The sequence below is a fragment of the Acinetobacter sp. GD03645 genome (genome assembly GCF_029845285.1).
In the GTDB taxonomy this organism is placed as follows: Bacteria; Pseudomonadota; Gammaproteobacteria; order Pseudomonadales; family Moraxellaceae; genus Acinetobacter; species Acinetobacter corruptisaponis.
In genome coordinates this window covers 69,186-93,334 of the sequence record NZ_JAOCLL010000016.1, presented here as the reverse complement: position 1 = coordinate 93,334, position 24,149 = coordinate 69,186, and the positions used below count along the sequence as shown (strand labels likewise).

At 41.4% G+C, this 24,149-nt stretch carries 24 protein-coding genes, 1 tRNA gene and 1 pseudogene; 7 read left to right on the top strand and 19 right to left on the bottom strand.

Annotation, left to right across the window (positions count from 1 at the left end):
• Positions 1-881 precede the first annotated feature (881 nt).
• Positions 882-1,348: pseudogene (locus tag N5J47_RS13505) on the top strand (hypothetical protein).
• 138 nt (positions 1,349-1,486) lie between these two features.
• Here the strand turns inward: N5J47_RS13505 and N5J47_RS13500 are convergent.
• The 3 genes from N5J47_RS13500 to N5J47_RS13490 all read right to left on the bottom strand — a co-directional run bounded on the left by N5J47_RS13500 (position 1,487) and on the right by N5J47_RS13490 (position 3,890).
• The gene (locus N5J47_RS13500) at positions 1,487-1,717 is read right to left on the bottom strand and encodes a hypothetical protein (RefSeq protein ID WP_267979203.1); all 231 of its coding nucleotides are present in this window, start codon (positions 1,715-1,717) and stop codon (positions 1,487-1,489) included.
• 175 nt (positions 1,718-1,892) lie between these two features.
• The gene (locus N5J47_RS13495) at positions 1,893-2,426 is read right to left on the bottom strand and encodes a glycine zipper domain-containing protein (RefSeq protein ID WP_279961267.1); all 534 of its coding nucleotides are present in this window, start codon (positions 2,424-2,426) and stop codon (positions 1,893-1,895) included.
• 447 nt (positions 2,427-2,873) lie between these two features.
• Positions 2,874-3,890 carry an AraC family transcriptional regulator gene (locus N5J47_RS13490; protein ID WP_279961268.1) on the bottom strand — a complete coding sequence of 339 codons (1,017 nt, stop codon included), beginning with the start codon at positions 3,888-3,890 and terminating at the stop codon, positions 2,874-2,876.
• A gap of 114 nt (positions 3,891-4,004) precedes the next feature.
• Here N5J47_RS13490 and N5J47_RS13485 point away from each other — a divergent pair, with 114 nt between their 5' ends.
• The 3 genes from N5J47_RS13485 (at position 4,005) to N5J47_RS13475 (ending at position 7,343) form a co-directional block, all read left to right on the top strand.
• Positions 4,005-5,492: an NAD(P)/FAD-dependent oxidoreductase gene (locus N5J47_RS13485; protein WP_279961269.1), complete on the top strand. Its 1,488-nt coding sequence runs from the start codon at positions 4,005-4,007 to the stop codon at positions 5,490-5,492.
• Between the two features lie 44 nt (positions 5,493-5,536).
• On the top strand, positions 5,537-6,379 hold the full coding sequence (locus tag N5J47_RS13480) for an SDR family NAD(P)-dependent oxidoreductase (RefSeq protein WP_279961270.1): 843 nt from the start codon (positions 5,537-5,539) through the stop codon (positions 6,377-6,379).
• Between the two features lie 76 nt (positions 6,380-6,455).
• Entirely contained in the window at positions 6,456-7,343 is an 888-nt protein-coding gene (locus N5J47_RS13475; RefSeq protein WP_279961271.1) for an alpha/beta hydrolase, read from the top strand.
• A gap of 10 nt (positions 7,344-7,353) precedes the next feature.
• On the opposite strand, the gene N5J47_RS13470 is transcribed toward N5J47_RS13475, so the two are convergent.
• From N5J47_RS13470 to N5J47_RS13425, 10 genes are all read right to left on the bottom strand, one after another.
• Positions 7,354-9,054: an NAD-dependent malic enzyme gene (locus tag N5J47_RS13470; RefSeq protein ID WP_279961272.1), complete on the bottom strand. Its 1,701-nt coding sequence runs from the start codon at positions 9,052-9,054 to the stop codon at positions 7,354-7,356.
• A gap of 317 nt (positions 9,055-9,371) precedes the next feature.
• Positions 9,372-9,758 (bottom strand): carboxymuconolactone decarboxylase family protein, encoded by a 387-nt coding sequence (locus tag N5J47_RS13465; RefSeq protein WP_279961273.1) that lies wholly within the window; start codon positions 9,756-9,758, stop codon positions 9,372-9,374.
• The gene (locus N5J47_RS13460) at positions 9,759-11,210 is read right to left on the bottom strand and encodes an NAD-dependent succinate-semialdehyde dehydrogenase (RefSeq protein ID WP_279961274.1); all 1,452 of its coding nucleotides are present in this window, start codon (positions 11,208-11,210) and stop codon (positions 9,759-9,761) included.
• Between the two features lie 208 nt (positions 11,211-11,418).
• Positions 11,419-12,591 (bottom strand): hypothetical protein, encoded by a 1,173-nt coding sequence (locus N5J47_RS13455; RefSeq protein WP_279961275.1) that lies wholly within the window; start codon positions 12,589-12,591, stop codon positions 11,419-11,421.
• A 19-nt stretch (positions 12,592-12,610) separates the two neighbouring features.
• Positions 12,611-14,011: a cytosine permease gene (locus N5J47_RS13450; protein ID WP_279961276.1), complete on the bottom strand. Its 1,401-nt coding sequence runs from the start codon at positions 14,009-14,011 to the stop codon at positions 12,611-12,613.
• Between the two features lie 317 nt (positions 14,012-14,328).
• Entirely contained in the window at positions 14,329-15,798 is a 1,470-nt protein-coding gene (gene tgnC, locus N5J47_RS13445) for a (Z)-2-((N-methylformamido)methylene)-5-hydroxybutyrolactone dehydrogenase (RefSeq protein ID WP_279961277.1), read from the bottom strand.
• A gap of 10 nt (positions 15,799-15,808) precedes the next feature.
• Positions 15,809-16,846 carry a flavin-dependent trigonelline monooxygenase oxygenase component gene (gene tgnB, locus N5J47_RS13440; RefSeq protein ID WP_279961278.1) on the bottom strand — a complete coding sequence of 346 codons (1,038 nt, stop codon included), beginning with the start codon at positions 16,844-16,846 and terminating at the stop codon, positions 15,809-15,811.
• Positions 16,847-16,848: 2 nt separating this feature from the next.
• A complete protein-coding gene (gene tgnA / locus N5J47_RS13435) occupies positions 16,849-17,781 on the bottom strand; it encodes a flavin-dependent trigonelline monooxygenase reductase component (RefSeq protein WP_279961279.1) in 933 nt (310 codons plus the stop codon).
• Positions 17,782-17,811: 30 nt separating this feature from the next.
• Positions 17,812-18,603, bottom strand: coding sequence for an alpha/beta fold hydrolase (locus N5J47_RS13430; RefSeq protein WP_279961280.1), 792 nt, complete (start codon positions 18,601-18,603; stop codon positions 17,812-17,814).
• Entirely contained in the window at positions 18,572-19,174 is a 603-nt protein-coding gene (locus N5J47_RS13425; protein ID WP_267979187.1) for an amino acid synthesis family protein, read from the bottom strand. Before N5J47_RS13425 ends, N5J47_RS13430 begins: the two co-directional genes overlap by 32 nt.
• Positions 19,175-19,325: 151 nt before the next feature.
• On the opposite strand from N5J47_RS13425, the gene N5J47_RS13420 reads away from it, so the two are divergent.
• Both N5J47_RS13420 and N5J47_RS13415 read left to right on the top strand, forming a co-directional pair.
• Positions 19,326-19,988: a GntR family transcriptional regulator gene (locus N5J47_RS13420; protein WP_279961281.1), complete on the top strand. Its 663-nt coding sequence runs from the start codon at positions 19,326-19,328 to the stop codon at positions 19,986-19,988.
• Between the two features lie 56 nt (positions 19,989-20,044).
• Positions 20,045-20,332 carry a DUF1330 domain-containing protein gene (locus N5J47_RS13415; protein ID WP_279961282.1) on the top strand — a complete coding sequence of 96 codons (288 nt, stop codon included), beginning with the start codon at positions 20,045-20,047 and terminating at the stop codon, positions 20,330-20,332.
• Between the two features lie 98 nt (positions 20,333-20,430).
• Here the strand turns inward: N5J47_RS13415 and N5J47_RS13410 are convergent, their stop codons facing one another.
• From N5J47_RS13410 to N5J47_RS13385, 6 genes are all read right to left on the bottom strand, one after another.
• Positions 20,431-20,883 carry a hypothetical protein gene (locus N5J47_RS13410; RefSeq protein ID WP_279961283.1) on the bottom strand — a complete coding sequence of 151 codons (453 nt, stop codon included), beginning with the start codon at positions 20,881-20,883 and terminating at the stop codon, positions 20,431-20,433.
• Positions 20,884-21,223: 340 nt separating this feature from the next.
• Positions 21,224-21,580, bottom strand: coding sequence for a hypothetical protein (locus tag N5J47_RS13405; protein WP_279961284.1), 357 nt, complete (start codon positions 21,578-21,580; stop codon positions 21,224-21,226).
• A 226-nt stretch (positions 21,581-21,806) separates the two neighbouring features.
• On the bottom strand, positions 21,807-22,028 hold the full coding sequence (locus N5J47_RS13400; protein WP_267979182.1) for a cold-shock protein: 222 nt from the start codon (positions 22,026-22,028) through the stop codon (positions 21,807-21,809).
• Between the two features lie 198 nt (positions 22,029-22,226).
• Complete coding sequence (locus N5J47_RS13395; RefSeq protein WP_279961285.1) at positions 22,227-22,460, bottom strand: transposase; 234 nt, start codon at positions 22,458-22,460, stop codon at positions 22,227-22,229.
• A gap of 173 nt (positions 22,461-22,633) precedes the next feature.
• Positions 22,634-22,710, bottom strand: a tRNA-Met gene (locus N5J47_RS13390).
• Positions 22,711-22,895: 185 nt separating this feature from the next.
• Positions 22,896-23,117: a hypothetical protein gene (locus tag N5J47_RS13385; RefSeq protein WP_279960693.1), complete on the bottom strand. Its 222-nt coding sequence runs from the start codon at positions 23,115-23,117 to the stop codon at positions 22,896-22,898.
• Positions 23,118-23,404: 287 nt separating this feature from the next.
• Between N5J47_RS13385 and N5J47_RS13380 the strand changes: the two genes are divergently transcribed.
• Positions 23,405-23,860 (top strand): hypothetical protein, encoded by a 456-nt coding sequence (locus N5J47_RS13380; protein ID WP_279960694.1) that lies wholly within the window; start codon positions 23,405-23,407, stop codon positions 23,858-23,860.
• Positions 23,861-24,149 lie beyond the last annotated feature (289 nt).

The window sequence follows — 24,149 nt, the reverse complement described above, 5'->3', positions numbered from 1 at the left end:
ACTTAATATCCTTTTTCTCTTTGGTATCATGGGATAAATGATCATTACCATGATGCTTATCATCAGAGAGTCTATTTTTATCCTTATGGGATTTATAATAACAGCCTAAAGCCACACCTGTTCCTAAAGTAATAATGGTTTTTAACATGGTACACCTCTTCAAAAATGAGAACATTTCTATAAATAGCATCTTTTTTGTTAATTTAATAAGTCATTTTTCTATTTTCATTTTAAAAAAGAAAATTTATGTAAAAACATAAATTAAAAAAAACCCTATAATTTAACAGATTAGGAGATCAGCATAAAAATTTAAATATTTTGAAACAAACAAATAGGATAAAGATATAAGAATTAAAAATCTTAAATTATCTTCATAAAACCTATAAAAAATCTGGGGTATAATTACCCTATTGATTAAATCAGAAAATAATATAGCTAAGATCAGGTCCTTTGAATCCAATTCCACTGAAGAAATGGAAAATAAAATCAATGAATGGTTAAGAGAATATCTTTCTCATCACCACAATAAAAGCAATATAAAGCAAATTAGCCATTGCTATATCAATAATGAAAACTCATATAGGATTAGTACCCTGATTGTATATAAAGTAAATTTAAGTTTTTATCTTAAAAGCCAGATATTTTTAATATTTTTATTTCTCCCAGTTCCCATTTAGTATTTATTAATTTTTATTTTATCTATTTGGAATTTATAACAAATTTAAAAATAATAATATAAGAAATCAAAATTCATTAGTATTCCTAAACAATACTTGTTTCATAAAAGCCTCATTACTCACATGAATGTTCACAATGAATACATTTAGAAACATAAAATCCTACATAATTTCTAAAAGATAAGGATTTCATAGGAGGAAAAAATGCCACAGATATTACGCATAGCTGAAAAAATATATAAAAAACTCAATGAGAATAAAGTATTTAGCAATGATCCTATAGAGAATCTCAATAAACTGATTGTTGAGATACGTCAAGAAATCAAGAGTACAAAACTAAAGCTACTCTACAATTTTATTGATTTTGAAGAATGTTTAAACAAACCAAACCATGATTGTAAGGTAAAACTCGATATTAGTCTCATTCCGAGCATCAAGAATGAGGGCGAATTTATACTTTGGCTTGCGGGCTTTATAGAGAAAATTATAACAGACGGTAAAAGAAAGCTCCCTCCCTTAAGAAAAGATATCCCACCAGATTTTACATTTAGCACCCAAAAAGAATTAAAAAACCAGTCACTAGTCGAAATGAATATTCACAGACAGGAGAACAGATTAACTCCTATTTCAAGTCTGAAGAATTTATAACTGCCTTTAATAAGGGGCATTAGTTTGTAATGATAGAAGTGTGCTCCTGACCGTTCGCACTTCTATTATTTTGCTGAATTAGTTCAGCAACCGCCTGTACGGGGCGGTTTTCTTTTAACAATGAATATAGATTTAATGAAATAACTTGAAATTAAAACTGATTACAGATTAAATCTTTTATCATTAACAGGTGAAACCAATTTATAGACCTTACCATCGGCTTCATCCTCAAATAATAAGTCTATATTTGGAAAAATAGTTTTTCCCTCCACCTCAATATATTCAACTCTCTTAAAAAAAGGAATATCATTGTCTTCCAAGTCATTTAACTTTGCAACGACTATAGATTCATTTTCTTCCTGATCCTTGACGATCACAGTAATCTTATCCATATCATGTATCCTAAAAATTTATTTAAAATAAATATGTTATTTTTCCATAGATTTGTCGACCTATTGTTTGTAACAAGGCTTATAATTATTATACTGTCTCAATATTTTGTAAAAAAATATAAAAAAGAAAAGCCTTAATAAAAGGCTTTTCTTTTTTCAAATTAAGTTAATCTGATTATTTACGATTACGATTCCAGGCATCACGGGAAGCAAGTTTTGCCTCATCCCAAGACAAGCGCGATTCAGCTCTTGATTTTTCCCAATTGACTTTTAGCTCTGGCTCAATCTCTTCAAATGCCACATCAGGATCATAAATTGCATCATTATCATAACCTAAACGATACGCCTGCTGGTAATCCCGTTCATAATTCAGGTCTGGATAATTCGCCTTGGTTGTACCATAGTAAGGCTGATTGATGTAGTTTTCACGCCAATAGGCATCTTCAACCGTTGGATCAATTGCTTCACCAACCGCACTACCAGCCAAACCACCCACGACAGCGCCAACTGCTCCACCAACCAATGTACCCAATGGCCCACCAACACTACCTACAGCAGCTCCTGCCGCCGCTCCACCTACAGCACCCACGCCTGTTCCTACGGGATGTGAACCAGGTTCACCAGTAATTGGATCAGCATTCAACTCTTTTTTAACCTCATCTGGAGCATTCTTAATTTGCTCACGATCAAAATCATCTGCATGTGTCATTTCTATTCTCCTTAAAATGGATAAATCACCGTAAGAGTTACATTCTTAATAGAATCTTCAGTGATGTTTAAATTGTCTATTCCACACTAAAATAGGATTTTGTTAAAAAACAGGCCTAATATTTTCTTAAAAGTTAAAATTTATAGTTTTTAGTAACAGAAGAAACATATTGAAATACTAATTTCTTTGTTTAATTTCACATAACAAGATATTAAAAACAGATATTCTGCAAGAACATTTTTTAATTACAAAAATATGTTTTTTAGATTATATCTAAAATCATTCAATACATTATTCATAAATAGTATGATTTTATTTATTTTTTCAAATAAAATATATTCATTAGAAATAAATCAATTCTTATATTCCAACAAAGTAATAGATAACATTTAAGCATGTATATTTTAGCTAAAAATAAAATTTTAATATAATTAAAACCTTAAAAAATTATTTCTTATTCAACCGAGCGGCATGAGGTGTTTTTCCATACCAGCGCTTATAGGCATGAATAAAACTTGAGGGTTCTGCATATCCAAGCCATTCAGAAATTTGCTCAACTGAGGCCTGTGAAACAGACAAATAATAGTCTGCAAGAATCTGTCGCACCTCTTCCCTAATTTTAAGAAAGGTCGTATCTTCCTGAGCCAGATGACGGCGCAAGGTTCGGGAATTAAGATGGAGATGATCAGCCACATTTTCCATTGAGGGCATTTCTCCTTTAGCATTCATTAATGCCTGTCGTACCTGATGGGCATATTTTTTTTGAGATTGCCGTTTATCCAATATTTGACGGCATTGTTCTTCAGCGGAATGTAAAACCAGCTCATTTGCCATTCTTAGTTTTTGGTCGATTTTCTCCCCATTCAATACCACATAATTTTTTGGGGCACCAAATTCTGGAACCACTCCAAATAAATCGATATACGGTTGTATATCGCCTTGAGGCTGAAATGAAAACGCCAATTTCTGGCAAAAGTTATCCTGGATTAAATCTCTTTGAACTGTCAGTAAGGCGGCCGCATCCCGTTCAATAATAAACTGCCAAAGTGTATGGGGAATTCCCTCATCGACCTCAAGATCAATTTGAATTGCATTTTCCTGTTCTGAAACAATAAACTGGGTAAAGGCAAACGTTAATGGAAAGTAGGCCAGTGCAAAATTCAATGCTTCACGGATGTTGGCACTACTGATCAGGGCCAGACCAAGTGAACCAAAGGTGGTGAAATGATAACGCGTCCCCACTTCCAACCCCAGAAAAGGCCGATCTGCACATTGTTCAACGAGGTTACGAACCAGTTGTAATTCCTGCTGGGCAGAAACTGTCATGTTGGGGTCGAGCAGTTGCTGTTGTTGCAGACCTGTTCCTTTTAGGATCAATTCATGGCAGACTCCGAGTTCCACCGCAAAATCTGCCATTAGCCGAACACTATGGATGCTGCGCTCATACGTCCATAAGTACTTCAATGTACATGTCCATTTGTCCTCTAATCACAATATTTTGTCCGCATCCATCCTCTAAATCAACAGGTGAAACGACTATTCTGCACTCAGGAATCTATATTTTATCCAGAGCAGGTTATGTTTAAACAGGGATCACATTCAAATAAAAATATTCGTATCGCAATTATAGGAACTGGATTTGGTGGATTGGGACTTGCAATTCGTCTCAAACAGGCTGGATTTCAGCAATTTACCTTATTTGAGAAGGCCAATGATGTTGGTGGGGTCTGGCGTGATAATACTTATCCTGGCGCTGCCTGTGATGTGCCCTCTCATCTCTATTCTTTCTCCTTTGAACAGGAGCTTGGCTGGAAAAACCGTTATGGCTCATCACAGGAAATTCATCAATATCTACGCCACTGCACTGAGAAATATCAGCTTTATCCACATATTCAATTTAATACAGAAATTGCCAGCGCCGATTTTGATGCAACTCAAGGCATTTGGCATATTCAAAGCACAACAGGCGAAAAGTTTGAGGCTGAATTTTTAATTGCGGCAGTAGGTCAGTTGAATCGTCCTGCCTATCCAAAAATTAAAGGTCTGGAAAATTTCAAGGGTAAAACATTTCATTCAGCCCGTTGGGATCATGACTACGACTTAACCAATAAACGTGTGGCAGTCATTGGCACTGGTGCAAGCGCCATCCAGTTTGTTCCTGAAATTGCCAAACAGGTGGCGCATCTGGATATTTATCAACGCTCTGCACCGTATGTCATTCCAAAACCTGATCGTCTCTATTCACCCATTGAGCGCAAGGCATTCCAAAAACTTCCTGTGCTGCAAAGCCTCGATCGTATCTTTCAATACAGTTATAACGAGATTCGTCTAAAAAGCTTTACCACAACCCTCAATGAAATGCCGTTGGCAGAATATATTTTCCAGCGTCATATCCGAGAGGAAATCAAGGACCCTCATTTCCGTCACCGTTTAATGCCTGACTATCCAATTGGCTGTAAACGTATCCTGATTTCCAATCACTGGTATCGTAGTCTGGTTCGCCCGAATGTTGAGGTCATCAATGCTGCCATTCAGGAAGTCACTGAAAATGGCATTATAGATCAGGAGGGGAACTTACGTGAGGTTGACACCATCATTTATGGCACTGGCTTTACCGCAACCGACTTCATGGCGCCGATGCAAATTAAAGGTCTGAATGGCATAAGCTTAAAAGAGGTATGGCAAGATGGCGCGGAAGCTTATCTAGGTTTAACCGTCAGTGGCTTCCCTAATTTTTTTATGCTGTATGGACCAAACACCAATCTTGGACATAATTCAATTGTGTATATGATCGAAAGTCAGGTGAACTATATTCTTGATGCACTTCAGGTTTATCTAAAGAAAAATTTACGCTTTGCCGATCTAAAGCCTGAAAGCCAGCACACGTTCAATCACGAAATTCAGGAAAGAATGAAAAGTACCATGTGGTCACAAGGCTGTAACAGTTGGTATCAAACCGCCACAGGAAAAAATACCAATAACTGGCCTGGTTTTACCTTTGAATATCGTCAACGCACCCGCCGTTTTGATATTGAAAATTATGCGCTAACGCCAAGGCAATCTTAATCATTAATGATATTTGTTTGATTCAATAATATAGGGAAACTTAGATGAAAAGCTTTAACAATAAAGTTGCCGCTATCACAGGCGCAGGTTCAGGCATCGGTCAGGCACTTGCCATCGCATTGGCCAAACAGGGATGCAACCTTGCCTTGTCCGATGTTAATGAAAATGGCTTGGCCAATACCGTTGCCTTATTACAGGCCTACCCAGTTAAGGTCACCAGACAGGTGGTGGATGTGGCAAAACGTGAGGAAATGGCAAGCTGGGCAAAATCTGTGGTTGATCAACATCAACAGGTCAATCTTATTTTTAACAACGCGGGTGTTGCGATTGGTAGTACTGCCGAGGGTGTGAGTTACGAAGACCTTGAATGGCTGATTGGCATCAATTTCTGGGGCGTAGTTTATGGCACCAAAGAGTTTCTACCCTACCTAAAACAGAGTGGCGACGGACATATCATCAATATTTCAAGTATGTTTGGCTTGACTGCCCAACCGACTCAAAGCGCCTACAATGCCAGTAAGTTTGCAGTGCGCGGTTTTACCGAGGCATTACGTCAGGAACTGGATATAGAAAAGTTGGGCGTTAGTGCAACTTGTGTTCATCCTGGCGGTATCCGTACCAATATTGCCAAGACAGCACGGATTAATAACAGTGTAACGAGTTTAGGCATGGACCCTGCAAAAAGTCAGGATGCGTTTGACAAGATATTGCGCACCCCTGCTGAAGAAGCCGCAGCACTTATTTTAAAAGCTGTACAAAAAAATAGCCGCCGTTTACTGATTGGTGCCGATGCCAAAGCCGTGGATATTCTCCAGCGCCTTATGCCACAGGGATATCAGAAAATATTTGCAACAGCGACCGCTTTGCAGGCACGTTTTCTTAAATAAGTTTAAGATCACTTTTGTTCATTGACCATCCATAGATGGTCAATCTTTTTTTAATAGCAGATATGAGTCATTATTTATGAAGCAAGTTCTCGCCTGGACCATCAGCCATACCTTGCGCCCTGCCTTATCGCCTAAAGTTCCACTGAAGATTCAACGTTTATGCAGTGATCTGGCAAGTACCATCTTAATGGGTCCGTCTGGCTATAAAACGCAAAAACAAATGATTGGTCAGATTCCCACCCTCGAAATTCAGCCTAAAACCACATTAGAGGGTTATGGCGTTTTATATTTGCATGGTGGTGGCTATGTGGTTGGCAGTGCCAAAAGTCATGCCAAACTGGCAGCACATCTTGGTCATGCAATTCAGGCTAAGGTCTGGCTTCCTGAATACCGTTTGGCTCCAGAACATCCAAGCCCTGCCGCAATGGCAGATGCCTTGTTTGTGTATAAAACACTGTTAGCCAATGGACACGACCCAAACAAATTAATCATTGCTGGGGACTCCGCTGGCGGTGGTTTAAGTCTATTAACGGCAATAGCGATTCGTGAAGCTGGACTGCCACAACCTGCTGCACTGGTGCTGCTTTCTCCCTGGGTCGATTTAAGTTTATCAGGGGAAAGTTTAAAGACTCATATTGCCCGTGACGCAATGCTACGTCCAGAATGGTTGCAATGGTGTGCACAAAATTATTCTGGCAAGCAACAAGTAACCTCTCCATCCTGCTCTCCACTCTATGCCGATCTAAGCGGTTTGGCCCCCACCTTAATTCATGTGGGTACAGAAGAACTGCTTTTGGATGATGCAAAACGCATTGCACAAAAACTAGAGAAAGATGGCGTAACTATTCAATCTAAAGTCTACAATGGCGTGGGGCATGTTTTCCAGTTTCATGCAGGAATTTTAAAAGAAGCCAGCCAATCTATACGGGAAATTGCTGACTTTGCGCATCAGTATCTTAGCTAACTGTTTTGAGCTAAAACACCACCCGACGATAATTTCGATACTCAGGTGTCCAGAAATTGTGTTCTATTGCCAATGCCAGCGCATCATTACTCATGGGTACAGCCAAGCCATCCGCCATCGCAGCTTTTGCCACTTTAAATGCAATGAACCTGGAAACTTGCTGAATATCGTTGATATTTGGCAACAAATCAGCTGCCGCATTCTTCAAGCGTGGTGAACAGTCCGCCAAGGCGGTACTTGCAGCCATCAACATCGCATCGCTGATATGGCTTGCTCCACATGCAATCACACCCAGCCCTATGCCAGGAAAAATATAGGAGTTGTTGCACTGGGCAATTGAATAATATTTTTCCTGAAAATAGACAGGTGCAAATGGGCTGCCTGTCGCCACAATTGCTGCACCCTGTGTCCACTCAATAATATCCTTAGGCTGTGCTTCCACTTGAGAGGTTGGGTTGGATAGTGGCAGTACAATTGGGTGCTTATAATATTTAGCCAGAGTCTTGATCACCTCTTCGCTAAATAATCCAGCCTGTCCAGAGACCCCGATCAGGATGCTTGGTTTGGCGTTTTTCACCACATCCAGAAGCGAAACCAGTTCCCCTGAATGTTCCCATCCTGTAATTGCATGAACTGGTGTAGCAAGTTTTTGCTGGAAATCCAACAGGTTTGGCTGCTGATCTGTCATCAAACCAAAACGGTCCACCATAAAGATGCGTGAACGAGCCTCATGGTCGCTTAGGCCCTCATCAATCATTTGCCTTACAATATGTTCAGCAATTCCACAACCTGCCGAGCCTGCCCCCACAAAGGTAATGGTTTGGTCCTTGAGTTGTTTACCCTGTGCCCGCGATGCTGCAATGAGTGTCGCAACCGTCACCGCAGCCGTACCCTGTATATCATCATTAAAACAGCAAATTTTATCCCGATACTGGGTGAGTAACGGCATGGCATTTTGTTGGGCAAAATCTTCAAACTGGATCAGAACATTGGGCCAGCGTGCGCGCACCGCAGCAATAATTTCTTCAACAAACTGGTAATATTGCTCACCCCGAATACGTGGTTGCTTCCAGCCCATATAAATTGGATCGTTGAGTAATTCCTGATTATTGGTACCCACATCAATGGTGATTGGCAAAGTATAGGCTGGGCTGATGCCACCACACGCGGTATAGAGTGACAATTTTCCAATCGGAATCCCCATCCCACCAATGCCCTGATCGCCTAAACCAAGAATACGTTCACCATCGGTAATCACGATGACCTTTACATTTTTCTTATTCACATTATGAATAATCTGGTCGATATATTGGCGTTCAGGATATGAAATGAAAATGCCACGATGACGGCGATAGATATCTGAGAATCGCTGGCAAGCCTCCCCCACTGTTGGGGTATAGATGATCGGCAGCATTTCATCCAGATGCTGGCTGAGCAGGCGATAGAAAAGGGTTTCGTTGGTGTCCTGTATATTTCTTAGATAAATATGCCTGTTCAGGTCGTTGTCGAATGAAAGGTACTGCTGATAGGAACGTTGTGTTTGTTCCTCAATGCTTTCAATGTTGTAGGGAACCAAGCCATGTAAATTGAAATTTTCCCGTTCCTCTTCAGAAAAGGCAGACCCCTTATTTAATAAAGGAAGTTCTAAAAGAGCATTTCCAGCATAAGGAATATACAAAGGTTTTTTAGTTTTACCAGAATTCACAAACATACCGTACTCTTTAAATGTTCCGTCACATATCAAATTTTATTCACTTAAGTTCCGCAGGCTTTTAATATTCAAACAGACCCGCTACAAAGAACTTTGGCTGGGCAATAATTTACACCATTACTGCCCAAGACTGCATATACATGCCTATATACCAAGCCATTCACTATTTAGAAAATAAATGATCTATCAGCATAATCATGATTTCAGTTTAAATCATAGTGAATGATGTAAATTCTTTTTGCATTTGTAGATTTCTAAACCATGTCCTTGGGCAAATCTCACATTTATTCAAGTATGATCTCTGCCCAATAATTTAATCAGCTATTTTCCTGCTCATATTCCTTGATCGCTTCCTTGGCGATACGGAAACTATCCACTGCCGCAGGCACACCACAATAGATGGCGACTTGTAACAGCACTTCACGGATTTTTTCTTTCGGCACGCCATTGCGCAATGCGCCCTTGACATGCAGTTTCAGTTCATGCGGGCGGTTCAGTGCAGAAATCATCGCCAGATTAATCAGGCTGCGTTCAGGCTTACTCAGTTCCTCACGTCCCCAGACCGCACCCCAGCAATATTCCGTCACCAACTCCTGCAAGGGCAAATTAAAGTCATCGGCATTGTTGATGGAATTATTGACATATTCATCACCCAAAACCTGTTTACGAATTGCCAGACCTTTTTCAAACTTTTCATTGCTCATTTAAATGCCTCCAAACAAGGTGTATTTAATTTCCAGATAGTCATCCATACCATATTTTGAGCCTTCACGCCCCAAACCTGACGACTTAACTCCACCAAACGGTGCAACCTCATTGGAGATCAGGCCCTTGTTAATCCCGACCATTCCATATTCAAGCTGCTCACTCATGCGCCAGGCTCGTCCCAAATCCTGCGTATAGCAATAGGCGGCCAAACCAAACTCAGTGGCATTCGCCATTTCAAGCGCCTGCTGTTCAGTCTCAAACTTAAAGATGGCGGCCAAAGGTCCAAAGGTTTCCTGTGTCGCAACATCCATTTCGTTTGTAACATCAGCAATAATGGTGGGTTGATAGAACAGTTCACCTGCACCATGACGTTGGCCGCCTGCAATTAAACGGGCTGATTTTGCCAACGCATCCGCCACATGCGCCTCGACTTTTTTCACCGCATTTTCATTGATCAGTGGGCCAATCTCATTGCCCTGCTGCAAACCGTTACCAATTGCAAAGGCTGCCACTTTTTCTTTTAATGCGGCAATAAATTTCTCGTAAATACCTTCCTGAACCAGAAATCGGTTGACACAGACACAGGTCTGTCCTGCATTGCGGTATTTGGCAATCAGTGCACCCTCAATTGCAGCATCCAGATCAGCATCATCAAACACGATAAATGGCGCATTACCCCCCAATTCCAGGGACACCTTTTTCAGGGTTTGCGCTGAACGTTGATACAGCAATTTGCCCACTGGTGTTGAACCCGTAAAGGTAAATTTACGTACATCATCACTTTCAAAAATCGCATCGCCAATAGTGACCGCATCTCCTGTAATGACCGTAAAAATCTCCGCAGGAACACCTGCCTGCACCGCCAGATCAACCAAGGCCAATGCCGTAAACGGCGTTTCAGGTGCAGGTTTGACGATACACGGGCAACCTGCCGCCAATGCAGGTCCCACCTTACGGGTAATCATCGCCGCAGGGAAATTCCATGGTGTAATGGCGGCCACCAGACCAATCGGCTGTTTACTGACAACGATACGGGCATCTGGATAAGGACTTGGAATCACATCGCCATAAACACGTTTGGCTTCCTCGGCAAACCATTCAATAAAACTGGCGGCATAGAGAATTTCCCCCCTTGCCTCGGCAAGCGGTTTACCCTGTTCACTGGTGAGGATAAATGCCAACTCATCCGCATGCTGCACCATCAAGTCAAACCATTTTTTTAAAATGATGGAACGGTCTTTGGCAGTTTTATTTTTCCATGCAGCCCAGCCATTGACCGCAGCCTGAATTGCCCGTTCCGCCTCGGCCTTGCCCATATTCGGCACAGTCCCAATAATCTCCTGTGTCGCTGGATTATAGATGTCTGTGGTCTGCTGGCTGTCAGCATCACACCATTGCCCAGCAACAAAGGCTTGCTGGTGAAACAGGGGCATTTGATCGAGTTGCATAAATCACCTTTCCATACAGTGTCCATCAATCAGTTTAAGAACAGCATCAATAATAATTAAGCCTGCTGATTCTTTCTAATTTCAGGACTAATTTCTTATCCCATTTAAGCATTTTCGTTAAATAGGAAAATGGTTAAAATTTCTTGTATTATGGCATACCATAAAAATCTTGAAAATTTTTTTCGGTTGCCCGACGTATTGCATTGCCTTAGAAATAATAGAATAAAGTCAAATTCAGCAACTTATTCCATTTGTTGTCATCACCCAGCGCCAATGAGCTTGCGGTTCCGCCAATAAACGGGTCATTCTTACCCATGATATATTCCGCCACCAATGACAGTTGTTTATGGTCGATAGTCACGCCAATAATATTACGGATGGAATCCTTGGCTGCATCCATATCCTTGTCATATCGGCTATGCATGACATATGGGGTAATATGACCAATCTTGCCTACATTCTTAAAACTATAACCTGCATCTACAGTGTAATAGCTGGCTTTATTGGCAACCTGATATTCACTGTCATAAGAACCCATCAATGATGCTTCTGGCTGAACAAGGTCCTTATTGCTCACATCATTTTTGCCCCCTGTCAGGGTCACACCCAAATTGCCATAATTGACCTTGCCAAAGACTGCCCAAGCCTCACGGCGACCTGTCTGATCAGTGCTTTTATTGTCAATGTCGGATCTCCAGTAGGACGCTCCCACCTGTGTACCCAAGCCATCAATCCCCAATGCAATATCTTGGCTGACGCGTGCAATCCACATATTTTTTTCCTGTAGATCAGTTTGGGTCGGATCATCGGAATGGACATAGTTTGAGGTATAGCGTCCTGAATCAGGAGTGTACTGACCTGAGTAATGACCACCATCAATGGCAAAATACCCCACATCAAACTTGGTTGCTGTTGGCAACTCAGCATGATAGTTCACACCGACATTGTGTACATCTTCCAGCCCTGCGGTGGTGTTGATGCTGCCATATAAACTGTTGCCCCAAAAGCGCCCCGCACCAAATGGAATCGGCTGCATTCCCACCACAAGCTGGTCGGTTTGATTAAGGCGGTAGCCCACATAGGCATCAATCATGGTGGAAAAATCACAGAGGCGTTCATATTGGTAGCAACGGTATTCCACATGACCAAACAGGTCATCACGCTCATAATCCAGTTTCAGTTGCGCCGCATCAAAACGAAGTTTCTGGTCATCAGCATCTTCACCATAGTGCTTGAGCTGGTAATTGCCACGTATATAACCAGCAACGGTGAGTTTACCTGTTTCACTATTAGCATCACCAAAGCTGATGCCTGCATAACCTGGTGTAATCATTGCGGTTAGCGCAGAGGCCAATGCAAGCTGTAAATAAGTTCTTTTCATGTTTTAGATTCCTTTCAGTTCAGTGTTGTGTCTTGGCGTTGAATGCTGGACTTGCGCATTTAATCTTTCCCAGATTAAACAGGTAATACACAACAAAAGTGACCATCAAACCAATTACCCACGACACATCCACATCTGGAATCAGGCTGGCAAATGGCCCTGTGAAAAATGCATTGGTCAGGAAAGGAATTTGAACCACGATACCAATAAAATAGGCAGTGAGGGCTTTGGCATTAAACTTGCCGTAAACGCCACCGTCCTGTGCAAAGATAGATTGAATGTCATAGGATTTCCTGTTGATGACATAGAAATCCAGCAGGTTAATCGCCACCCAAGGCACCAGAATAAACAGCAAGGCAAAAATCACATTCAGGAAGAAACTGATGAAGTTGCTTGAAGCCCACAATGCGGTGAATGTGGCAAGCACAAGTACAACAATGGACAACGCGATACGGACATTTTTACTAGGTATCCATTGCCCTGCAAAGGTCTGGATTGAGGTGATACAGGACAGAACCGCACCATACAGATTCATGGCGTTATGACCGATAATATTGCAGAGGAACAAAATCATCAGTACATAACCGAATATACCTGTGCCTGACTTGACCGCCTCCATCGCATCTATACCTGAACCGATGCTGACCGCAACCGTACCAAAGCCCATCGCAAAGATGGTTCCCAGTGACGCACCGAGATAGGTATAGATAAAAGGTTTATAAATCCCGATACTTTTAGGTAAATATCTTGAATAGTCTGAAGTGTATGGTGAGAAACTGATTTGCCAAACCGCACACAGGCCAAACATGGCAAACCAGCCTTTCATGTTGAAAGCGCCTTTTGCCAATACATCGGCATTGATATGCGGAATCATGATCATCAAGCCAATCAGTAATGATCCACCCATAAACCAGGTGCCAATCTTGTTAAATTTATGAATGAGGTGATAGCCCACAATGCCAATGGTGGTGGCGGCAATTGCCCCAATCACGGTGGCAGTTGGAACAGGAATGGCTGGAACAACGGTATGCAGGGTTTTTCCAGACAGGATAATGTTGGAAATGAAGAAACCAAGATAAATCAGGGTGGTGAACAGCACCACCAGCAAAGCACCATAACGCCCAAACTGCGCACGGCTTTGAATCATTTGTGGAATACCGACCTGTGGTCCCTGTGCAGAGGTCAGTGCCAGAATCGCGGCGCCAAAAAAGTGCCCACAGCAAATCGCCACCAAGGCACTGATCAGGCTTAAATTAAAGGTTAACATTGACATCGCACCCGTAATAACCGCCAAAGGTGCAATGTTGGTACAGAACCATAGGGTGAACAGATCGCGAACCTTGCCGTTGCGTTCTGATGGATCGACGTAATCAATTGAATGGCTTTCTATCGCGAAAGCATTTTTTTCATTTTGGCTCATATCCTTAATCTCTCTTTGAGGAACTCATTTTCCTCAATATCAATCTATTTGTGAGAGTAAACTTAGGTTTCACAACCTGCCTGGTCAGTGCCATATCCAGATGACCTGACCTCTATTTCTGTCGTTGTTACACACTGGTTTTCAGCAGTTTTGAGGAATAAATGGCAAAAAAAGATCAAGTGAACACGGTTGATGCGTTTTAAGGCCCAACAACAACAATCTTTTTAAACCACGATTCGGTTTATAGGATTCTGAAATTCAATATCTGCATAGATTCATCCCTGAAACTCAACATCCTTTCCTCTCTCTTTACAGTGCTATCGCATCACAAAGGGATCATCAATCGGCTGGTCTGAAGTACGCAGCCACACGGTTTTAGTGGTGGTGTAATCCAGCACCGCATCGGAACCACCTTCACGCCCGTGACCAGACAGGCCATGACCACCAAAAGGTGCAAGCGGTGATACAGCACGGTAGGTATTCAACCAGACAATGCCTGACTGAAGTGCCTTGGTCATACGGTGGGCACGGCTTAAATGATTGGTAAATACACCTGCGGCAAGCCCATAAGGCGTGTTGTTGGCTTTATGGATGGCTTCTGCTTCAGTGCTAAAACTGACCACAGACAATACAGGGCCAAACAGTTCAGTCATGACACAGTCCGCCTGTGGCACATCACTACAATCTAAAATTGTTGGCGGATAATAATAGCCCTCACGATCCAGTGATTTACCACCTGTCAACAGTTTCGCACCTTGCTGAATGGAACTTGCCACCACCTGCTCAATCTTATGGCGCTGGCGTAAGGTACATAAAGGGCCATATTCAGTTGCCATATCATCAGGCAAACCAATTTTGATACTTTGCACACGTTCAACCAAACGCTGCACAAACTCATCCTTGATGCTTTCCTCAACCAGTAAACGGGAACCTGCGACACAGCTTTGTCCAGTAGCGGCAAAGATTGCGGCCACCTGTGCATTGACTGCGCTTTGTAGGTCTGCATCTGCGAACACGATAAATGGAGACTTTCCACCCAGCTCAAGCGACACTTTGGCAAGGTTTTCAGCAGAATTACGCACTATGTGGCGTGCGGTTTCAGGACCGCCCGTAAATGCCACATGCGCCACATCTGGATGGCTACTCAGTACCGCACCACATTCAGGACCAAAGCCTGTAATGACATTGACCACACCTGCTGGAAAGCCTGCTTCATGAACCAGACGGGCAAAGGCAAGTAACGGTGCTGGCCCCTCTTCCGAGGCTTTCAGCACAACCGTACATCCCGCAGCCAAGGCTGGGCCAACTTTAACCGCCGACAGAAATAGCTGACTGTTCCAGGGAACAATCGCAGCCACCACCCCGACAGGCTCGCGGATGGTCCAGGCCTGCATATCCTGCTTGTCGATGGGTAGATAACTGCCCTCAAGCTTGTCCGCAATCCCTGCATAGTAGCGGTAGTATTCCGCCACATAGGCAATCTGGCTGGAAGTTTCACGAATGATCTTGCCTGTGTCACTGGTTTCATACTGCGCCAGTTGTGGTGCAGACTTTTCAATCAGGTCGGCAAGTTTATACAGCAACTTGCCACGCTGTGATGCGGTCAGGTCCGCCCACGCACTATCCTGCAAGGCCTGTGATGCCGCAGCAACCGCACGATTGACTTCATCGCTACGTGCTTCAGGCATTTTCGCCCAAACCTGACCTGTCGCTGGATTGATACTATCAAACTGCGCAGCACCATCCTCAAACTGACCATTAATGTACAACTGGAATTGAGAAGTCATGTCTTCTCTCCTATGCAAATGCAGGCATCACTTCATTGATCATACGTTCCAATGAGGCTTTCTTACGTTCAAAGCTCATGCCCGTATCAATCCAGAATGAATATTCGTTATAACCCATTGCCTCATACGCTTTTAAGCGGTCAATCACTTCCTGTGCCTGACCAATCACGTTGTTTTTACGCATGGCTTCTGGCGTATAGAATGGATGTTGTGCCATTTCTTCCTTGCTAATCGGCGCGATCAAGCCTTGTGTAATTTCACGCTCGTTTTTAAACCATGCGCCAAAATAATTATAGAAGCTGTTAATTTCATCAGCCGCCAACTGCGCGTCCTGTTCACTGTCCGCCACATAGGTATGACGCAGCAACATGATTTCAGGGCGTGGCACATCGGCAAACTTCTCACAGGCTGCATTGAAATGACCCATCAATTTCTCAACTTCATCATCACCGAAATGCAATGGTGTCACCTGCACATTACAGCCGTTCTGTACCGCAAATTCATGGCTGTTGGGATCACGCGCCGCCACCCAGATAGGCGGATATGGCTGCTGCAATGGTTGTGGCGCAGATGTGGTTTTTGGGAACTGCCAAAACTCACCGTTATGTTCGTAGTCGCCTTTCCACAAGTTTTTAATTGCTGGAATCATTTCACGTAAACGCTGACCCGCGCTCCATGCATCCATGCCTGGCACCATGCGTTCATATTCAAATGAATAGGCTCCACGCGCAATCCCGATATCCAGACGGCCATTGGTGATAATGTCGGTCATGGCCGCCTCACCCGCCAGCTTGATCGGATGCCAGAATGGCGCAACCACCGTTCCCGTACCCAAACGCACATGCTGGGTTTTGTTGGCAAGGTCAGCCAAATTGATAAATGGGTTTGGCGCAATGGTAAAGTTCATGGCATGGTGCTCACCTGTCCAGATGGCATGCATGCCACCACGGTCGGCAATCTGGCACAGCTCGATCATTTCATCATAAAGCTGCTTTTGCGTTTGCTGGTCAGAAACACGTTCCATGTGTACAAATAATGAAAAGCGCATGGTTAAACTTCCTCTTTAACAATTTGACGAACCGTTCCACTGGTTTGATTACCGTAATAAACCCCATAGGTTTTCAGATGATTTTCCTTGCGATAGCGCATCAACATGCTCTGCAACGCGCTGTCCACAAAAGTGAGCTGTTCAAGCTCATTCAGGTCCACAAATTGACCTTTATGCGCCGTTGGTACAGGCGTATTACAAAGGAAAGCGATATATTGCTGCTGCGTGGTCACATCATCATAGACAGAGTAAATAAAACTCGGTGATGCCTCTGGCTGGTAGGCCGCAAAGATTTTTTCCAGCGCTTTTTCCGCGCCATCCTTATCCACCAGCAAATGCGGCAATGTCCATTTATTGTCAGCCGTTTGCTCAAGCAGAATCTGGTTTTCATGTCCAATTAACGCCATCATCATCACTTTCATGCCTGAAATCACATCGGTGGATGATTTGGCTGGGGTGAAATATGCACCACGGTAATAACCGAGGCCTGCAAAGCCTGCTGAGGCGAAATTCTCAACCTGACCAATCAGGATCGCATGATCGCCAGCATCCACAATTTGATACGTGGTGCAGTCAAACCATGCACTCACGCCATCAATCAATGGGTTTTGCTGTTCACTTGTTGACCATGCCAGTTGGGCAAAACGGTCATCACTTGGACGGGCAAAGGTGTTGGATACATCCTTTTGCTCTTCCGACAGGATATTGATAGCAAAGTGCGATGCGTTGGCAAAGTTATGGTAGTTGCTGGATGTCTTGGCAATGCTCACCAAAAGCAGCGCTGGGTCCAGAGACACCGAAGCAAAGGAGTTTGCGGTAAAGCCTAATGGTGTTCCATCCTCTTTACAGGTGGTCACCACTGTCACGCCCGTCATAAATGATCCAAAGGCATCACGAAGCTCACGTATTTTATTGACAGTTTCCATTTCACTCATTGTCATATTCCTTCATTGATGTGTGGCAATCTAGACGCTGGTTTCCAACCATGCCTGCATTGCATTGTTCACTTTGTCTGGTGCGGTCAGGTTCACCATATGGCGTTCATTCTCAATCACAACCGCCTTACCATTTTTTGCCTGACTGGCCATCTGGATTGCCATTTCCGCAGTTGAGTTGGGATCACCCGTGCCCGTTAAAATCAGGGCTGGACAGTGAATGTTTGACCATTGATCCGCATATACCGCATCACCTCGTGCAAAGGCTGAATAGGCCGTTGCATAGCCAGATATATCAACATCCTTTAACCATGATTTAACCTTGCGTGCAGCCTGCTGCTCAATTTCACTGTCGCCAAACCAGCGCTGCAATGGTGTCTCAATGTCAATATGACCTGTCTTCAATTCTTCCGCCCGCTGGATCACGGCATCCTTTGCCTCTGGAGTACGTTTATACACCCCGTTCAGCACCGCCATCCGTTTTACCAGGTCTGGTCGGGTGACGCTTACACCTGTGGTAATCAGCGAACCCATTGAATGTCCCGCCAGATTCACCGCACCTAAACCCAGTGCGCTAATAAACTCGATGGTCCAGTTTACAAAGTCCTGCAACGGCGCATCATCCGCCAACTTGGTGCTTTGTCCATGACCTGGCATATCCACGGAAATCACTCGGTAATGCTTTGAGAAATACTCAATTTGTGGAGTCCATGCCGCCGCCTGCATTCCAACACCATGAATCAGAACCAGTGGTTCTCCCTCACCCTGCTCAAAATAATGAGCAACACGGTTATTTGACAGCTGCTGGATTTTCGAGATCATGACCTAATTCCTTTAAATCCTGATAACGGTCGCCAATACGATGGTGTGGACGACCACTTGTAGCAGCACCAATCACAACCACCAACTCATCAGCCGCGGGTGCATCTGGAATGGCAAACTGTAGGGTCAAATAGTGTGAACGGCGGCCCTCATCATTTTTATCCATCATGGGAATCAGGATCGGTGCATTGGCAGGACCGCGTGTGTTGTTAAAGGCTAGATAAGATTTTGCGCCAACTGCGCCACGGTAAGTGTTACCAAAATGTAAGGTATGGATAAGCGCGGATGCATGTTCAAGCTCGCCATCCAGCCCCACCACCGCACTTTTACCAAAAGCTTCCACAGCTTCACCTGAACCAACCTCATCAATAATCAGCTTGGTGAGATGCTCACTTAAGATGGGTGCAATACGACGAATTTCAGGTGTCAGGTTTTCAACATAGCCCTGCCCTGCCCACGGATTTTTAATCACAGCCGCAGCTGCCACCATCTTTAATGGTGTTGCTGCTTCTTTACCGCCATCGACATAGGTCGTTTCAACATGAAGTACTGTTTTACGGATTAGATTCATGGCATTTCCTTGCGAGTGAATTTATCTTTTAACTTGTATTATGGTATACCATAATACATAATGAAAAAAAAGCAAGAGTTTGCTATGCTGTTTTTAGACAAGACAGATGTAACAAAATTTGCATAATGAAATTGGGAACGATTGGTTATCTATGAATCTAAAAATTGAAAATCCACCTGTAACCCTGCGAGAGCTATGTTTAGGAAAAGTCCGCAACGCCATTATTACGGGCTACTTTCCTTCAGGTAAAAGGCTGGTTGAAAGAACCTTATGTGAAGAGCTGGGGGTCAGCCGTTCTGTGGTACGCGAAGTGATCCGCTATTTAGAGGCAGAAGGCCTGGTGGAAATTCTGCCAAATAAAGGCCCTATTGTTTCCCTGCTAAATTGGGAGATTGCATCGCAAATCTACGAGATTCGTCTTTTATTGGAGCAAAGTGCAGTTGCGGACTGTACAAAAAACCTCACGGAACAAACCAGTGACACCCTTAAGGAATTATTGTCAGAACTGGAACAGGCCTTTGCCCGTGATGATATTAATTTAATTATTTCAACATCGGCAAAACTGTATGAAACCATTTTTACCACAGCCAAGCACCAGATTGCCTGGGAAGTGGTACAACGTTTAAATGGACGGATCAGCCGCCTGCGTGCCATGACCATGAAATCCACCAAACGTGAAATTTCAGGTTACCAACGCATTAAAAATATGTGTGAAGCGATCTATTTATATAAAGACCCTGAAAAAGCCAAACAGGCTGTGGCTGAACATATCGCGGAAGCGGCAACCGTTGCTAAAAACATTTTAAATAGCTAATTTTTTGTATGAGATACAGAAGATTATCAAAACTTTAAAATCAAGGAAGAAAATCAATGTCTGCCTACTGGATTGCTCACGTAACCATTCACGATCTGGAACAATATAAACAATATATGGCTCTGGCACCCTTGGCCTTTGAAAAATATGGGGCTAAATTCCTTGCCCGCGGTGGTGAGTCCATTTGTATGGAGGGGCCAGAATACCAACGCCATGTCATTATCGAGTTTTTTGACCTGGCAACAGCGCAGGCCTGTTATCATTCAGAAGAATACAGCAAGGCCAGAGCTGCCCGCCAAGGTTGCGCTGAGGTGATGATCAGTATTGTGGAAAGTCTGGGTTGATCCCAAAAATATTTATAGAAAGAAAGACTCCAGATTCTCTCTTTTTATAAATATGATTTTCTGCTTCAAACCATAAAAAATCTCTATCTCCTTGGAAATTAAATATTCTTAATTTCCTCAGCAAAATCATCACTTCTAAAATAGGAAATAATGCGTTCACCACTGTGTTCATTTCGTATATCTAAAATCACATTTGGATCACTTTGAAAGGTAAATTCTGGTGGTATGTCCTGATGTAGCGGCGGCAACCGCTTGACCCCGCCCTCAGTAATTTTTTCAATAAACCCTGCAAGCCATAGAACAAACTCATCCTTATGCTTATAGCTTGGGATTAGACTAATATCCAGACTGATTTTCCCATCTGTTATAGGTCTGTTAAATCTATCAGCGAAATCAATATAGTTATAGAGCAGCTTCAAATCCGTATCGACCAACTCCCTACGAATCTGTTTGATAATTAGGTTTAAACATTCCTGTTTATCAGCCACAAACTTATCATTTTCCTGAAAGTTCCTGTACACATTTTCAGCTATTCTTAAATATTGAGGCATTATTATTTCCCGCAGTTGTTTTCTTAAATTATGACAGCAGGATTATTTCAGATTGTAATGATTCTTATTCATTATGTCTTTTATATAGCTTTAATGATAAAAATTAATCTTTTGTTACGTCATTGATAACAAAGAGTTCTGGAACGCTTATCCCTACTATATAAAAAATCTAGAGCTTCATATGAGTGCCATGTTTATCAATCATGATCGAACACGCTTGCTACTGATTACCACGAAGGCTAGCCATCGGAACCACTCAAGTTTATGCTATCAGCAAAGTTCTCATTAGGAGTATATCCTTTTAACTCTATCCATCTTTCAAAGCATCAATATGTTATCTTTAAGAAGTTATGGCTTTATTCACGATCAAATGATGACAATCAATTCTAAGCTTATCTTGATAGTACTGCATGGTGAAATCGAGCTCATTCAATAGATTTTCTTTGTTATATTTGTCTGGAACAACTTTTAATAAGGCAGGTATATATTCATATCTATATAGATAAGGATAACTTGTACATAGTATTTTTACTTTTTCTTCTTTAGCAGAATACACACTATCTAAAACATTTAAATAATCTAATATTTTCTTGTTAACATGATTAAACTCAAGTGTACTGTAAATATTATCTGTTTCTTTTTGACACCCCAAGATTGATAAAATCATGACAACTGGAATAAAAATATTTATTTTCATTGCATTATAATCATATATTTACCAGAATTTAAAATAATAATGAGTAAAAAACCCACTCTAGTAAAAAGTGGGTTTTTGATCGGCATGATGCGATCTCATGCTTTGCGTTGTAATTTGAACCTATCATTTATAGTCTGATACAGACCAATTCAAGGAATACGCTTATTCTGTTTACTGCTCAAATATACCGTATCGCCTACGGATTCGATCAAAACCATGTCTGCAATTAAGAGCTTAAAGGCATCACCGTAATATTGCTTGCCTGAAGCCCTTTCTTGCCTTGCATTACGTCAAACTTAACACGTTGCCCCTCAAACAGGGTCTTAAAGCCATTATTTGCAATTTCACTATAATGGGCGAAAACATCCTGACCATTATCCGACTGGATAAAACCAAAACCTTTGGTTTCATTAAACCACTTTACTGTACCATTCATATAACTAGACATAACTATATCCTTTCTCTTTTAGAGAATATATTAATAAGATTTTTAACTTTAAAATAATAGACTTTGAAACTAAAATATCAAATAAGCAAAGATAAAAATTAAAACTGCATAATAAGAATTTTAATGAGACAAAAATATTTTCCTATCGTCTTAATTCACTATACGCCCTTATCTACCATTTGCAATCTTTATTTAAAATTAAGTCAAATGATACAGATTATTTACAGAGGTATAAAAACTTCGACCATCCAGATTAAGCTCAACCTCCTGTCCAGAGGATAAAAGCACTTTCTTTCCAACTTCCACCCATTTAAAGCCATTGATGGTGCTCTGCTGGCGTTTTAGGGGGATAATTTGCACACTAATTTCATTGCCATTACAGGCTTGTGCAACATACCATTCATTAATAATTTTCAAAACAAAATCACTCATTACTGAGCTCAAGCGATTTATTTGGATTTACTACAACACTAGATAGATGAGGAAATAGAACGACATTTCTAGAATTTAATAATTTTTAGCTTTATTTAGGGTTATTTAAGCTAATCTGGTCAATTATCCATTGAATAATAATGACCTTACAAACATCACAGAGCAAAAAATATTGGATGCGGGGGTTGGATTTGAACCAACGACCTTCGGGTTATGAGCCCGACGAGCTACCAGACTGCTCCACCCCGCATTAGGGAGTTAGCGTTATACTCCTTATTAAGGATGAGGTCAAACATTCATTTAGCTATTTATTTTAAAAATTTAATTTTCCAGGAATAAATAAATATTTAAATCAATACCATAGACTAAAAACAAAAGTCTTTTAAATATTCTCAGTGCTATATTTTAAAATACTGATTGAACATTTTGTGTGCTCTACCTTTGAATCTTTTGTATTTTTATCAAATCAATTAAATACGTACCTGTTTCAGACTCCTTATGGGTATATACAATTTCCAATACCCTTTTTGTTTCAAGATTTCTAAGATAGTGAAGTATGCTTTGCATTTCATTAATATTAAAATCACGGCCGACAAACAAGAACTCACCTATCCCGAGTTGAGTAATTTTCTCTTCAATCTTCATAATTTTTAACATTTTTAATCCCCTTTTAAGTCAGCTCTACTCCTTTTATAATACAAAAAATTATTCTTTAAAGTTAAGTCATACAAATCTAAACACCTTTTTATACAACACAATGATAATTATTAAAAAAATTACAAAGCACACCCAGTTCGATAACTTAAAAAAACCAAATTTAATAAGTAATAAAAAAACTACAACTCATCATATTATTAACAATTTAACTGTTAAAATTAATTCAATTTCACAATTAATCAGTTTTAATAATAACTAATGCAAATGACTTAAAGAAAGAAAATGATATGGCTTATCAAAATGAGGTCGAAAAACTGACTATTATTGCAAATGAGTTTCGTGATGCTTTAGATCATGTTACGAATGGCTTTATCACTGGAATATTTAGTAAGTTCCCCAAGGAATGTGGTGCAGATGCCTGTGAACTATTGCAATACTACTTATTAACTGTTCATCAAATTAAACCTGACTATCGGGAAGGTAAGGTTCAGGTAACGTCCAGAACGCCTGAAATATCACACTGTTACCTGATTGTGAATGGCATCATCATTGACATTACCGCAGACCAGTTTGATAAGGATAGATTCCAGAAAGTAATTGTCTGTGAAAGTAATCTCTACCCTCTCACACCTTATTTTAAGTATGTGCGAAGCAAATCTGGTCAGGTTCTGATACCATTAAATGATTATCTGGATTCGATCTATAAACTGGTGCTCAAACGTCTGGAGAGCCGTCAAAGATAATTTTTAACCTGTATCATCTTTTAGGATTATTCTCTAATTCCTAAAAAATATATTTGTATTCAAATTTCAGCCATCTAAATTTATTCTGGAATTTTCATCAGATGAATTTACTGTAGCTCTCCCAGAGCCTACATGCATAAGTTTTAGGCAAGTTAAGTATTAACTTTTGTTGAATCTATCTAATTCTATTTGGAAATGTATTTCACGATCATATATTATCGCCAGACCAAATTACAGTCATCCCCACACCCTTGAAAAAGAATGTGGGAACATTCACTAAAAATAAAAG

Bases quoted from the DNA above. Each gene is read 5' to 3' on its own strand.
- N5J47_RS13500 (WP_267979203.1), bottom strand. From the start codon at position 1,717: ATGGATAAGATTACTGTGATCGTCAAGGATCAGGAAGAAAATGAATCT.
- N5J47_RS13495 (WP_279961267.1), bottom strand. From the start codon at position 2,426: ATGACACATGCAGATGATTTTGATCGTGAGCAAATTAAGAATGCTCCA.
- N5J47_RS13485 (WP_279961269.1), top strand. From the start codon at position 4,005: ATGTTTAAACAGGGATCACATTCAAATAAAAATATTCGTATCGCAATT.
- N5J47_RS13480 (WP_279961270.1), top strand. From the start codon at position 5,537: ATGAAAAGCTTTAACAATAAAGTTGCCGCTATCACAGGCGCAGGTTCA.
- N5J47_RS13475 (WP_279961271.1), top strand. From the start codon at position 6,456: ATGAAGCAAGTTCTCGCCTGGACCATCAGCCATACCTTGCGCCCTGCC.
- N5J47_RS13470 (WP_279961272.1), bottom strand. From the start codon at position 9,054: ATGTTTGTGAATTCTGGTAAAACTAAAAAACCTTTGTATATTCCTTAT.
- N5J47_RS13465 (WP_279961273.1), bottom strand. From the start codon at position 9,758: ATGAGCAATGAAAAGTTTGAAAAAGGTCTGGCAATTCGTAAACAGGTT.
- N5J47_RS13460 (WP_279961274.1), bottom strand. From the start codon at position 11,210: ATGCAACTCGATCAAATGCCCCTGTTTCACCAGCAAGCCTTTGTTGCT.
- N5J47_RS13455 (WP_279961275.1), bottom strand. From the start codon at position 12,591: ATGAAAAGAACTTATTTACAGCTTGCATTGGCCTCTGCGCTAACCGCA.
- N5J47_RS13450 (WP_279961276.1), bottom strand. From the start codon at position 14,011: ATGAGCCAAAATGAAAAAAATGCTTTCGCGATAGAAAGCCATTCAATT.
- tgnC (WP_279961277.1), bottom strand. From the start codon at position 15,798: ATGACTTCTCAATTCCAGTTGTACATTAATGGTCAGTTTGAGGATGGT.
- tgnB (WP_279961278.1), bottom strand. From the start codon at position 16,846: ATGCGCTTTTCATTATTTGTACACATGGAACGTGTTTCTGACCAGCAA.
- tgnA (WP_279961279.1), bottom strand. From the start codon at position 17,781: ATGAGTGAAATGGAAACTGTCAATAAAATACGTGAGCTTCGTGATGCC.
- N5J47_RS13430 (WP_279961280.1), bottom strand. From the start codon at position 18,603: ATGATCTCGAAAATCCAGCAGCTGTCAAATAACCGTGTTGCTCATTAT.
- N5J47_RS13425 (WP_267979187.1), bottom strand. From the start codon at position 19,174: ATGAATCTAATCCGTAAAACAGTACTTCATGTTGAAACGACCTATGTC.
- N5J47_RS13420 (WP_279961281.1), top strand. From the start codon at position 19,326: ATGAATCTAAAAATTGAAAATCCACCTGTAACCCTGCGAGAGCTATGT.
- N5J47_RS13415 (WP_279961282.1), top strand. From the start codon at position 20,045: ATGTCTGCCTACTGGATTGCTCACGTAACCATTCACGATCTGGAACAA.
- N5J47_RS13410 (WP_279961283.1), bottom strand. From the start codon at position 20,883: ATGCCTCAATATTTAAGAATAGCTGAAAATGTGTACAGGAACTTTCAG.
- N5J47_RS13405 (WP_279961284.1), bottom strand. From the start codon at position 21,580: ATGAAAATAAATATTTTTATTCCAGTTGTCATGATTTTATCAATCTTG.
- N5J47_RS13400 (WP_267979182.1), bottom strand. From the start codon at position 22,028: ATGTCTAGTTATATGAATGGTACAGTAAAGTGGTTTAATGAAACCAAA.
- N5J47_RS13395 (WP_279961285.1), bottom strand. From the start codon at position 22,460: ATGAGTGATTTTGTTTTGAAAATTATTAATGAATGGTATGTTGCACAA.
- N5J47_RS13385 (WP_279960693.1), bottom strand. From the start codon at position 23,117: ATGTTAAAAATTATGAAGATTGAAGAGAAAATTACTCAACTCGGGATA.
- N5J47_RS13380 (WP_279960694.1), top strand. From the start codon at position 23,405: ATGGCTTATCAAAATGAGGTCGAAAAACTGACTATTATTGCAAATGAG.